The sequence below is a fragment of the Mycobacterium sp. 852013-51886_SCH5428379 genome (assembly GCF_001665575.1).
Taxonomy (GTDB): domain Bacteria; phylum Actinomycetota; class Actinomycetes; order Mycobacteriales; family Mycobacteriaceae; genus Mycobacterium.
Window position 1 is genome coordinate 293,274 of the sequence record NZ_LZSU01000042.1, and the last position, 11,968, is coordinate 305,241.

The following is an 11,968-nucleotide window of genomic DNA, read 5'->3' on the forward strand; positions in this document are numbered from 1 at the left end:
GTTGGTTGGCTCGGGCGGGTCAGGGTTTGAGCAGCGCGACGACCTTGTTCTCCAGATCCACCGGATCGTCCGAGAACGGGTCGAGCACCTCGGTCTTGGGCAGGATCGCCTCGCGATCGCTGAACTCCCGGTACGCCTTGTCGCCGGTCAGCTCATGCAGCAGGTATCCGGTGAGCAGCGCCCGCACGATCTTCTGGGTGCCTTTGTCCTCGCCGGGCAGCTTGACCGCACGAGCCAGCCGACGGCCCTCGACGAGCCCGCCCGCCGTGACCTTGTTCACCGCCCGCAGCGTCGCCGGTTTCCAGGCGCGCGCCAGTTCCACGGCGTTGGACCGCAGCGACATCGGATCGCCCGGGTCGGCGAGGATCAGGCCGGGGGTTTGCAGAGCCGCGGCGGGTTCGACCGCCGCGGGCCGCGTAAAGGTCGGGAACAGCGCCGCGACCGCCTTGAGCCGGCCGGGGACGCCGGCGGCGGTGAAGACCGCGGCCGACCCGCCGAAGCCGTGTCCGGCGACCCCCAGTTTGGTGGGGTGCACGCTGATCTTCCCCGGGCCCAGCCGCACGCCGGTGATGATGTCGAGGGTGGTGCCCAGATCGAAGGCCAGATTCAGCACTGACGGCGCCAGACCGGTCTGGGTGTCCGGTGCCGCCGCCACGATGCCCCACGAGGCGAGGTGCTCGAGGGTTCCGTTGTAACGGTGGCCGGCCGCCAGCCAGTCGTGGCCGAACGCCACACCGGGCAGGTTCATCCCCGTCTCGGGGGTGTACACGACGCCCGGCAACCCGGCGAAGGCCAGGTCGCCTCGGAGAACGCGGTGCGGGCCGCGTCGGGTCAGAGCCTTGAACAGCTTCTTCGTGCTGGCCACCCGACGACCGTAGCTCACCGCCGGGTCCCGTCGGCAGAGTCCCGGAACGTGACGCAACCGTTGTCCCAGTTCAGCGTGCCGAACGACGGCTGACGAGCCGGTTCGGCGCGCCGCGTGCACTATCCTGGGTGCTCATGTGTGGAATCGTTGGCTACGTCGGGCAGCGCCCTGCCTGCCGCATCGTGGTCGATGCGTTGCACCGGATGGAATACCGCGGTTACGACTCGGCCGGAATTGCGCTGCTGGACGGGCACGGCGGGATGAGTGTGCACCGCAAGGCGGGCCGCCTGGCGAACCTCGGTGAGGTGCTCGACTGCGCTGACCAGCGTGTCCTCGAGGGGCAGACCGGCCTCGGGCACACCCGCTGGGCCACCCACGGCCGACCGACCGACCGCAACGCCCACCCGCACCGCGATGCCGACGGCAAGATCGCCGTCGTCCACAACGGCATCATCGAGAACTACGCCGCCCTGCGCGGTGAACTCGAAGACGCCGGCATCGAATTCGCCAGCGACACCGACACCGAGGTCGCCGTCCACCTCGTCGGCAGGCAGTACCGCTACGGCGACACCGCCGGCGACTTCGCCGCCTCCGTGTTCGCGGTGGTCCGCCGCCTCGAGGGCCACTTCACGCTGGTCTTCGCCAACGCCGACGAACCCGGCACCATCGTCGCCGCGCGCCGGTCGACGCCACTAGTCGTCGGCGTGGGCGACGGCGAGATGTTCGTCAGCTCCGACGTGGCGGCGTTCATCGAATTCACCCGGCACGCCGTCGAACTCGGGCAGGACCAGGCCGTAGTCATCACCGCGGACGGATACGAGATCTACGACTTCGACGGCAACCGAGCGGACGAGAATGCTCGGGAGTTCCAGATCGACTGGGACCTGTCGGCCGCCGAAAAGGGTGGCTACGAGTACTTCATGCTCAAGGAGATCGCCGAGCAGCCCGCCGCGGTGGCCGACACGCTGCTCGGGCACTTCGTCGACAGCCGCATCGTGCTCGACGAACAGCGGCTCAGCAGCCAGGAACTCCGCGACATCGACAAGGTGTTCGTCGTCGCCTGCGGCACCGCCTACCACTCGGGGCTGCTGGCCAAGTACGCCATCGAGCACTGGACCCGCCTCCCGGTCGAGGTGGAGCTGGCCAGCGAGTTCCGCTACCGCGATCCGGTGCTCGACCGCAGCACGCTGGTGGTCGCCATCTCTCAATCCGGCGAAACGGCCGACACCCTCGAAGCGGTCCGGCACGCCAAGAAACAGAAGGCCAAGGTCCTGGCCATCTGCAACACCAACGGCAGCCAGATCCCGCGCGAGGCCGACGCGGTGCTCTACACCCGCGCGGGGCCCGAGATCGGCGTCGCCGCCACCAAGACCTTCCTCGCGCAAATCGCCGCAAACTACCTCGTCGGTCTGGCGCTCGCGCAGGCCCGCGGCACGAAGTACCCCGATGAGGTGGCCCGCGAATACCAGGAGCTCGAGGCGATGCCTGCGCTGGTGTCGCAGGTGCTCAAGCACATGGACGGCGTGGCCGAACTGGGTCGCCGGTTCGCCGACAAACCGACGATCCTGTTCCTCGGCCGCCACGTCGGCTACCCGGTGGCGCTCGAAGGGGCGCTCAAGCTCAAGGAACTGGCCTACATGCACGCCGAGGGTTTCGCCGCCGGCGAGCTCAAACACGGCCCGATCGCGCTGATCGACGAGGATCTGCCCGTCATCGTCGTCATGCCGTCACCGAAGGGCGCCTCGCTGCTGCACGCGAAGATGCTGTCCAACATCCGCGAGATCCAGGCGCGCGGTGCGGTGACGATCGTCATCGCCGAGGAGGGGGACGACACCGTCCGCCCCTACGCCGACCACATCTTCGAGATTCCCGCCACCACAACGCTTTTCCAGCCGTTGCTGTCGACCGTCCCGCTGCAGATCTTCGCCGCCTCGGTGGCGCGGGCCCGCGGGTACGACGTGGACAAGCCGCGCAACCTGGCGAAGTCCGTCACCGTCGAATAGTGGCCCGAGAAGTGTTGGCGCGCGGTCAGGTCGCGTTGTGGCCGACCGTCTCGCACACGCTCAACGGCGACGAGGTCGACGGAGTGCCGGAGCGTCGTACGCCCGGGGGGTGATCACCCGGCGGGGTGCCAGCCGTGCATCGCCCGCTCCATCTGCCGCATGTCGAGCGCGTCGACCTCCAGTCGCTGCTGGTGTTCGCAGGCGCGCATCCCGTCGAGGAGCAGTGCCACATACCGCCGCCACAGTTCGGGTTCGACGTGGCCGGCCCAGGCGCTGACGGTGCCGGCCAGCAGACCGATCACCGGAGTGTCGCTGGGCTCGATGTCTGCGCGGAGATGGCCGTCGTGGCGGGCCCGCTCCACGAGCTTCGTGGTCAGCGGCACCAGGCGTTCCCGCGCCCGTTCGACGCGGTCACCGCCGTAGGCCTTGCTGTACACGATCTCCCGCAGACCGCGGTCGGTGGCGGTCAGACGGCACTGATGCTCGATGAACCACACGAACCCTTCCCATGAATTCTCGTGCTGCAGAGCGGTTTCCGCGAGGCGCGCGACCTCGTCGATGCCGTCCTCGAAGATCGCCTCGATGAGTTCGTCCTTGGTGGCGAAGCGCCGGTACACCGTGCCGACTCCGACGCCCGCGTGATGGGCGACGTCGTTGAGGGTGGCCTCCATACCCTTGACGGCGAACAGCTCACGAGCGGCGGTGAGCACGCGCTGCCGGTTGCGCTGCGCGTCCTTGCGCAGGCCACGACACGGTTTGTCAATCACGGAATCCAGTTTAGTGATGTGACTTACTCGGACCCCGTAACCGGATTGACTCTATCCGGATAGCGGGTTTAGATTCCTACCGGATCGCCTGCCGACTGGTGGCTCGTGCGTCCCCTCATCGAAAGGCGCGACCTTGCCTGCAGCCCCTGCGCGCGCGAGAAGATCCGGACAACCGTTGTGCTCCAAGGGCGTTCGCCTTGGGTGCACCCGGTGATCGGTGTCGTGAAGCGGGTGTGGCTGCCCGTACTGGTCGTGGCCGCGATCACGGTCGGCGTGCTGACCGTGTCACAACTGCGCTCGGTTTTCGGCTCCGACGGCGCGATCGTCACGCCGATCGACGCCGATACCGCCGACTCGTTCAACCCCAAGGTCGTCACCTATGAGGTCTTCGGTTCGGGGTCGTACGCCACCATCAACTATGCCGATCTCGACGGCAAGCCGCAGCGCACCGGTCAGGTCAGCCTGCCGTGGTCGCTGACCCTGGAGACGACGCTGCCGTCGGTGATGCCGAACATCATGGCCCAGGGCGACGGCCACTCCCTCAGCTGCCGCGTCACCGTCGACGGCGAGGTCGAAGACGAAAGGACGGCCCAGGGTTTGAACGCCGCCACCTACTGCCTGGTGAAGGCCGCATGACCACCGGTGCCGGCGACGCACCGACCGACGAGATGCGGCCCGTCCGGCACGCGGCCGCGTCCCGGCCCCGCCTGCCGCGGTCCCTCCGCATCTTCGCCGTGCCGATCGTGCTGGGGTGGATCGCCGTCGTCGCCTTCCTCAACACGGCCGTTCCACAGCTCGAAGAGGTCGGGAAGCTTCGCGCAGTGTCGATGAGTCCCAACGATGCTCCCGCGTTGATCGCGACCAAGCAGGTCGGGGAGAAGTTCGAAGAGTACGACACGTCGAGCTCGGTGATGATCGTGCTCGAGGGCGAGGACCCGCTGGGGCCCGACGCCCACGCGTTCTACGACGAGATCGTCCGGGACCTCAACGCCGATGCCGCGTATGTCCAGCACGTCCAGGACTTCTGGGGCGACACGCTGACCGCCGCCGGTGCCCAGAGCATCGACGGTAAGGCCGCCTACGTGCAGGTCTTCATCTCCGGCGACCAGGGCGAGGCGCTGGCCAACGAGTCGGTGAACGCGGTGCGCGACATCGTCGAGGGCACCGAGCCGCCGCCCGGGGTCAAGGCATACGTCACGGGGCCCGCGGCGCTGACCACCGACCAGAACATCGTCGGCGACGCCAGCATGAAGACGATCGAGGCGGCGACGATCGTCATCATCATTCTGATGTTGCTGATCATCTACCGGTCGGTCGTCACGATGTTGATCACCATGGTGATGGTCTTCGTCGGGCTCTTCTCGGCCCGCGGCATCGTCTCATTCCTGGGTTACCACGAGGTCTTCGGACTCACCACCTTCGCCACGAGCATGGTGGTGACACTGGCCATCGCGGCGGCCACCGACTACGCGATCTTCCTGATCGGGCGCTATCAGGAGGCCCGGCGATCGGGAATGGACCGGGAGTCGGCCTATTACGACATGTTCCACGGCACCGCACACGTGGTGCTCGCCTCGGGGATGACCATCGCCGGTGCGACGGCGTGCCTGCACTTCACCCGGTTACCGTATTTCCAGAGCATGGGCTATCCGCTCGCGATCGGAATGACGATCGTGGTGGCCGCCGCGCTCACCCTGGGGCCCGCGTTGATCTCGATCGTGACGCGGTTCGGAAAGGTGCTCGAGCCGAAGGGAACTGGACGCGCCCGCGGCTGGCGGCGGCTGGGGGCGGCCACCGTCCGATGGCCGGGAGCCATCCTGGTGGGTGCGGTGGCGCTGTGCATGGTCGGCCTGTTGACTCTGCCCGGCTACCACACCACCTACAACGACCGCATCTACCTGCCCGACGACGTACCTGCCAACGTCGGCTACGCGGCGTCTGACCGTCACTTCTCCGACGCCAAGATGAACCCGGATCTGGTGATGGTCGAATCCGACCACGACATGCGCAATCCGGCGGACTTCCTGGTTATCGACAAGATCGCCAAGGCGATCGTCCGGGTGCATGGGATCGCCTCGGTCACCACCATCACCCGGCCCGACGGCAAGCCCATCAAGCACGCGTCCTTGGCGTACACGGTGAGCCAGAGCGGCACCGGCCAGGTGATGAACAACGATTTCCAGCAGCGCGTCCTGGATAACACGTTGCAGCAGGCCAACGAGATGCAGGTGACCATCGACTCGATGGAGACGATGCAGCACATCACACTCGAGCTGGCCGAGGTCACCGGACGGATGGCCGACAAGATGGAGGACACATCGGCGAATCTCAACGAGGTGCGGGACCATCTGGCTGATTTCGACGATCAGTTCCGGCCGATCCGCAACTACTTCTATTGGGAGCCGCACTGTTTCAGCATCCCGATGTGCAACGCGCTGCGGTCGGTGTTCGACAGCCTCGACGGCATCAGCACGATGTCGGACGACTTCACCGACCTGGTTCCCGACATCCGGCGGATGGCCGAGCTGACGCCGCAGATGGCGGCGACCATGCCGGCGATGATCCAGACGATGAAGAACCAGAAGCAGATCATGCTGAACCAGTACCAGGCGCAGAGGATGCAGCAGGACCAGAACATGGCCATGCAGGAGGATGCGACGGCGATGGGGGAGGCGTTCGACACCGCCCGCAACGACGACACCTTCTATCTGCCGCCGGAGGCGTTCGGCACCGCCGACTTCCAGCGCGGCCTGAAGCTGTTCATGTCACCCGACGGTAAGGCGGTGCGATTCACCGTGTTTCACCAGGGCGACCCGCTGACCGAGGACGGTACCGAACGCATCGAGCCGTTGCGAATCGCAGCCGCCGACGCTATCAAAGGCACCCCGCTGGAGGGATCGACCGTGTACGTCGGCGGCAGCGCGGCGATGTATAAGGACATGCAGCAAGGTGCTGATTACGACCTGCTCATCGCCGCGGTCGCGTCGCTGATCCTGATCTTCCTGATTATGGTGCTCCTCACCCGGGCCGTCGCCGCTGCCGCGGTCATCGTCGGCACCGTGGTGCTCAGCCTGGGCGCCTCCTTCGGACTATCGGTCCTGTTGTGGCAGCACGTCATTGGCATTCCGCTGGGCTGGATGGTGCTGCCGATGTCGGTGATCGTGCTGCTCGCCGTGGGTGCGGACTACAACCTGCTGCTGGTGTCGCGGATGAAGGAGGAAATCCACGCCGGTCTCAAGACCGGGATCATCCGGTCCATGGCCGGCACCGGATCGGTGGTGACCGCCGCCGGATTCGTGTTCGCGTTCACCATGATCGGCATGATCGTCGGTGACATGGTGACCATCGGCCAGGTCGGCACCACCATCGGTCTGGGCCTGCTCTTCGACACGTTGATCGTGCGGTCGCTCATGACGCCGTCGATCGCGGCCCTCATGGGCAGGTGGTTCTGGTGGCCCACGCATGTGCGGCCACGTCCGAAGCCCCAACCGTGGCCGGCGCCGGCCACCGCCGCGCATGTCGTCGGCCCGCAGTGACCACGGGTAGACGGCCGGTCACACCTTTTCGGGGACGAGGTCGGCTCCTCCTGAAACCGGCAGTGCTGCATGGTGTTCGAGGAACGGGCGGATGAGCGCGACAACCTCTTCGAGCTTGCTCTCCAGGAGGAAGTGCCCGCCGTCGAGTAGGTTGATATCAGCTCCGGGCAGGTCACGGCCGAATGCCAGCGCACCGTCCGGGCCGAAGATCTCGTCGTTGCGGCCCCACACCGCCAGCAGTGGCACCTGCGATGACCGGAAGTACTCGTGCACAGCGGGATACAGCTCGACGTTGCTGAGGTAGTCGGCGAACAGCTCCAGCTGCGCGTCGACCCTGTCGGGGCTGGAAGCCACCGCCCGGTGCGCCGCGACCCACACGTCCGGATCGACCACTGTCGGATCGGCGACCCCGTGGGTGTACTGCCATTCGAGACCTTCGATGCTGATCAGCTCGCGCAGTGCGGCCGCGTTGGCCTCGGTGCGCTCACGCCCGTAGGCGAAGAGCGGTTCCATCGCGTCGCCGACGAACCCTTCCACGTAGGCGTTGCCGTTCTGGGTGACGATCGCGCTGATGCGATCAGGGTGCCGCAGTGCCAGGCGCCACCCCACGGGTGCGCCGTAGTCCTGGACGTAGAGCGCGTAGCGCCGCAGGCCGAGGTGGGCGAGCAGGGCGTCGACGTGGTCGGCGAGGTTGTCGAAGGTGTAGTCGAAGTCGGCGGCGGCCGGCACGTGGGAGTGGCCGAAGCCGGGATAGTCCGGCGCGATGACGCGATAGCGGTCGGCCAGCGCCGGAATCAGCCGTCGGTACATGTGCGAGGACGCCGGTGTCCCGTGCAGCAGCACGATCGCGGGATCAGACGGATCGCCGGCCTCCCGATAGAAGATCTGTCGACCGGCGATCTCGGCGAAGCGGTGATAGGTGATCATGTCTAACTCCTTCAGGCCGTTTATTCGGTTAGATGCAGTCAACCCGCCGATGCCTAACCTGTCAAGTTGTCTATAGTGGTTAGATGACCGAGGATGAGGTGATCGTCGATCTCCTGAACACCACGCCGGTGGTGGACGGGCGCGTCACCGAACTGCTGGACGAGCGCTGGCTGACCGCGCACAATGCCGGCGGGATTCCTGTCGGCGCCGCCCGCGGCGTCCGCGACGATCTACAGCGGGTGGTGCGCGGTGAGGCCGGCCCCGAGACGCTCCAGCCCTACCTGCGCGACGTCCGCCGGATCCCTCGGGCCACCGCGGACGGGATCGAGTGGTCCACCGAGGCGGGCTGGGCCGCCCGGGTGGTGCTGGCGTGGGGGGAGTTGGAGCGTGCGCTGCCGGGCCGCCTGCGGCCCTGCGCGAACGACGAATGCCGGTTGTTCCTGCTCGATCGGAGCCGGGCGGGCAGAGCCCGGTGGTGCTCGATGCAGGGCTGCGGGAACCGGATGAAGGCGCGCAGGCACTACGACCGGGTGCGCAACGTCGACCGGCCGGCCGACTGACCCGCAGAATCGACGTTCCAAGGCGGCGGCGCCCACGTAGTCTGTCGGTGATGCGGCACTACTACAGCGCGAACGCGATCCGTGACGCGGAGGCGCCGCTGCTGGAGAGCCTGCCCGACGGTGCACTGATGCGCCGGGCGGCCTACGGTCTGGCCACCGTGATCGGCCGCGAACTCGTCTGCCGCACCGGCGGTGTCGCCGGACGGAGTATCTGCGCGGTCGTCGGCTCCGGCGACAACGGTGGCGATGCGCTGTGGGCGGCGACGTTCCTGCGCCGCCGAGGCGCATCAGCGAGCGCCCTGTTGCTCAACCCGGACCGTGCCCACCCTGCCGGGCTGGCCGCCTTCCGGCGGGCCGGCGGACGGGTCGTCGAGACCGTCCCCGCCGCAACCGAACTCGTCATCGACGGCGTGGTGGGAATCTCCGGGTCCGGTGGACTGCGGCCCGACGCGGAGGCGGTGTTCGCCGGTGTCGCCGACGCCGGTATCCCGGTGGTTGCCGTCGATCTGCCCAGCGGTCTGGACGTCGCCACCGGCGCTGCCGACGGACCGTACGTCCGCGCGGACCTCACCGTCACGTTCGGCGGTCTCAAACCGGTCCACGCACTGGGGGAGTGCGGCCGCGTCGAACTCGTCGACATCGGCCTCGACCTGCCGCCGTCGGATGTCCTGGGCGTCGAACCGGCCGACGTGTCGCACCGGTGGCCCCGGCCCGGCGCGAAAGACGACAAGTACACCCAGGGCGTGACCGGCATCCTGGCCGGGTCGTCCACCTACCCCGGCGCGGCGATCCTGTGTACCGGGGCCGCCGTCGCCGCCACCAGTGGCATGGTCCGCTACGCCGGAAGCGCGGCTGATCAGGTGGTGGCGCACTGGCCGGAGGTGATCGCCACCCCAGAGGTGCACTCGGCCGGCCGCGTGCAGGCCTGGGTCGTCGGCCCGGGGCTGGGCACCGACGAAACCGGCGCCGCCTCATTGTGCTTCGCGTTGGAGACGGATCTGCCGGTGCTGGTCGACGCCGACGGACTGACCCTGCTCGCTGCCCACCCGGAGCTCGTCGCAAATCGGCGCGCCCCCACGGTGCTGACCCCGCACGCCGGGGAGTTCAAGCGGCTGGCCGGCTCGGCGCCGGGTGACGACCGCGTCGGCGCAGCGCGCCGACTGGCCGATCAGCTCGGCGTCACCGTGCTCCTCAAGGGCAACGTCACGGTGGTGGCGGATCCGGGCGCAGGTGTGGTCTACCTGAATCCGGCCGGTCAATCCTGGGCCGCCACAGCGGGTTCCGGTGACGTGCTGTCGGGGATGATCGGTGCACTGCTGGCCGCCGGTCTGCCTGCCGGGGAAGCGGCGGCGCTGGCCGCGTTCGTCCACGCCCACGCCGCCAATGCCTCGGCGGCCGATCCCGGTCCACATCCGGCGCCGACCTCGGCGTCGCGCATCCTCGCCCACATCCGCACCGCACTCGCAGGTTTCTGAACCCCTCGAAAGGAAACTTCATGTCGCATTTGCACGGTCGCACACCGATGATCGCCCCCGCCTACACCGGCAGACTCGCCATGTCGGCGGTGCCGTCACTGCGGCTGCCCGACGAGGCGATGGCCCCGCAGGCGGCGTATCGCTTCATCCACGACGAACTCATGCTCGACGGCAGCTCGCGTCTCAACCTGGCTACCTTCGTCACCACGTGGATGGACCCCGAGGCCGAGAAGCTGATGGCCGAGACGTTCGACAAGAACATGATCGACAAGGACGAGTACCCGGCCACCGCGGCGATCGAGCAGCGCTGCGTGTGCATGGTCGCCGATCTGTTCCACGCCGAGGACCTGCGCGACGACGATCCACAGAGCGCGATCGGTGTGTCCACCATCGGTTCCAGCGAAGCCGTGATGCTGGCCGGACTGGCGATGAAATGGCGTTGGCGGCAACGTAATCCGGATTGGAAGAACCGGACGCCCAATCTGGTGCTGGGATCCAACGTGCAGGTGGTGTGGGAGAAGTTCTGCCGCTACTTCGATGTCGAACCGCGCTATCTGCCGATGGCCGAGGATCGGTTCGTCATCACCCCGGAGCAGGTGCTCGAGCACACCGACGAGGACACCATCGGAGTCGTCGCCATCCTCGGCACCACCTACACCGGTGAGCTCGAGCCGATCGCCGAGATCTGCGCTGCCCTGGACCAACTGGCCGCCGACAAGGGCCTCGACGTCTCTGTCCACGTGGACGCGGCCAGCGGCGGCTTCGTCGTCCCGTTCCTGCATCCGGACCTCGAATGGGACTTCCGGCTACCGCGCGTGGTGTCGATCAACGTCAGTGGCCACAAGTACGGCCTGACGTATCCGGGCATCGGGTTCGTGGTGTGGCGTAATGCCGAGCAGCTGCCCGACGAACTGGTGTTCCGCGTCAACTACCTCGGCGGGGACATGCCGACCTTCACACTCAACTTCTCCCGGCCGGGCAACCAGGTGGTCGGCCAGTACTACAACTTCCTGCGACTCGGCCGCGGGGGCTACGCGCAGGTCATGCAGTCTCTGTCGCAGACCGCCCGTTGGCTCGGCGACCAGCTCCGCGAAAGCGAGCACTTCGAGATCATCACCGACGGGTCGGCGATTCCGGTGGTCAGCTTCCGCCTCAAGGCCGACCCGGGCTATACCGAATTCGACATCTCACAGGCGCTGCGCGGCCACGGCTGGCAGGTGCCCGCGTACACCATGCCCGAAGGTGCCGAAGACGTCACGGTCCTGCGCATCGTGGTGCGCGAGGGGTTCTCCGCGGACCTGGCCCGCGCGCTGCACGACGACATGGTCACCGTGCTCGGCCACCTCGACGAGCTCAAGCCCAACGGGCACTTCGACGACACCCAGCCGTTCGCGCACTAGCTACGCTGCGGCCGGTGGTGGTTTCGGTTGGTAGGGGGTGTACCACCACCAGTCGGCGCGTTCCCCGCTCGGTCCGGGGCAGGGTTTCACAGCCGGCGGGGGTGTGGTGGGTGGCCGCGCGAGGGCGCGGTTGGTCATGGGTTTTCCGGTGGCGTCGGTGATGACGAGGTGGTCGGCGGGTCCGGTGAGGGTGATGTCGCCGCGGTGATGGGCGCGGTGGTGGAACGGGCAGAGCAGGGCCAGGTTCCTCAGCTCGGTGGGGCCGCCGTCCTCCCAGTGCTGCAGGTGGTGGGCGTGTAGGCCGCGGGTGGCCCCACAGCCGGGCACCACACAGGACTGGTCGCGGTGTTCCAGTGCTCGGCGTAGGCGGCGGTTGATGGTGCGGGTGGAGCGGGCCGCACCGATGGGTTGGCCGTGGCGCTGCAGCCACACCTC

Annotated in this window: 10 protein-coding genes; 6 read left to right on the forward strand and 4 right to left on the reverse strand. The window is 67.6% G+C overall.

Annotated elements, in window-relative coordinates; genetic code table 11:
* Positions 1-19: 19 nt before the first annotated feature.
* On the reverse strand, positions 20-865 hold the full coding sequence (locus A5757_RS18800; protein WP_066836878.1) for a dienelactone hydrolase family protein: 846 nt from the start codon (positions 863-865) through the stop codon (positions 20-22).
* A gap of 134 nt (positions 866-999) precedes the next feature.
* Between A5757_RS18800 and glmS the strand changes: the two genes are divergently transcribed.
* Entirely contained in the window at positions 1,000-2,868 is a 1,869-nt protein-coding gene (glmS, locus tag A5757_RS18805) for a glutamine--fructose-6-phosphate transaminase (isomerizing) (RefSeq protein ID WP_066836887.1), read from the forward strand.
* Between the two features lie 113 nt (positions 2,869-2,981).
* On the opposite strand, the gene A5757_RS18810 is transcribed toward glmS, so the two are convergent.
* A complete protein-coding gene (locus tag A5757_RS18810) occupies positions 2,982-3,635 on the reverse strand; it encodes a TetR/AcrR family transcriptional regulator (RefSeq protein WP_066836889.1) in 654 nt (217 codons plus the stop codon).
* A gap of 210 nt (positions 3,636-3,845) precedes the next feature.
* Here A5757_RS18810 and A5757_RS18815 point away from each other — a divergent pair, with 210 nt between their 5' ends.
* Both A5757_RS18815 and A5757_RS18820 read left to right on the forward strand, forming a co-directional pair.
* On the forward strand, positions 3,846-4,271 hold the full coding sequence (locus A5757_RS18815; protein ID WP_066836891.1) for an MmpS family transport accessory protein: 426 nt from the start codon (positions 3,846-3,848) through the stop codon (positions 4,269-4,271).
* Positions 4,268-7,171 (forward strand): RND family transporter, encoded by a 2,904-nt coding sequence (locus A5757_RS18820; protein WP_066836893.1) that lies wholly within the window; start codon positions 4,268-4,270, stop codon positions 7,169-7,171. The genes A5757_RS18815 and A5757_RS18820 overlap by 4 nt, the downstream gene beginning before the upstream one ends.
* Before the next feature lie 18 nt (positions 7,172-7,189).
* Here the strand turns inward: A5757_RS18820 and A5757_RS18825 are convergent, their stop codons facing one another.
* The gene (locus A5757_RS18825; RefSeq protein ID WP_066836895.1) at positions 7,190-8,098 is read right to left on the reverse strand and encodes an alpha/beta fold hydrolase; all 909 of its coding nucleotides are present in this window, start codon (positions 8,096-8,098) and stop codon (positions 7,190-7,192) included.
* Positions 8,099-8,181: 83 nt separating this feature from the next.
* On the opposite strand from A5757_RS18825, the gene A5757_RS18830 reads away from it, so the two are divergent.
* The 3 genes from A5757_RS18830 to A5757_RS18840 are packed head-to-tail and all read left to right on the forward strand — an operon-like array spanning position 8,182 to position 11,533.
* The gene (locus tag A5757_RS18830; protein ID WP_066836897.1) at positions 8,182-8,658 is read left to right on the forward strand and encodes a CGNR zinc finger domain-containing protein; all 477 of its coding nucleotides are present in this window, start codon (positions 8,182-8,184) and stop codon (positions 8,656-8,658) included.
* A 50-nt stretch (positions 8,659-8,708) separates the two neighbouring features.
* Complete coding sequence (locus tag A5757_RS18835; protein WP_066837020.1) at positions 8,709-10,133, forward strand: NAD(P)H-hydrate dehydratase; 1,425 nt, start codon at positions 8,709-8,711, stop codon at positions 10,131-10,133.
* 20 nt (positions 10,134-10,153) lie between these two features.
* On the forward strand, positions 10,154-11,533 hold the full coding sequence (locus tag A5757_RS18840) for a glutamate decarboxylase (RefSeq protein ID WP_066836899.1): 1,380 nt from the start codon (positions 10,154-10,156) through the stop codon (positions 11,531-11,533).
* Here A5757_RS18840 and A5757_RS18845 read toward each other — a convergent pair.
* On the reverse strand, positions 11,534-11,968 hold a 435-nt coding region (locus A5757_RS18845), incomplete at its 5' end, for an HNH endonuclease signature motif containing protein (protein ID WP_156618531.1).

Excerpts from the sequence above, each read along its gene's own strand:
- glmS (WP_066836887.1), top strand. The coding sequence starts at position 1,000 with ATGTGTGGAATCGTTGGCTACGTCGGGCAGCGCCCTGCCTGCCGCATC.
- A5757_RS18820 (WP_066836893.1), top strand. The coding sequence starts at position 4,268 with ATGACCACCGGTGCCGGCGACGCACCGACCGACGAGATGCGGCCCGTC.
- A5757_RS18825 (WP_066836895.1), bottom strand. The coding sequence starts at position 8,098 with ATGATCACCTATCACCGCTTCGCCGAGATCGCCGGTCGACAGATCTTC.
- A5757_RS18830 (WP_066836897.1), top strand. The coding sequence starts at position 8,182 with ATGACCGAGGATGAGGTGATCGTCGATCTCCTGAACACCACGCCGGTG.
- A5757_RS18835 (WP_066837020.1), top strand. The coding sequence starts at position 8,709 with ATGCGGCACTACTACAGCGCGAACGCGATCCGTGACGCGGAGGCGCCG.
- A5757_RS18840 (WP_066836899.1), top strand. The coding sequence starts at position 10,154 with ATGTCGCATTTGCACGGTCGCACACCGATGATCGCCCCCGCCTACACC.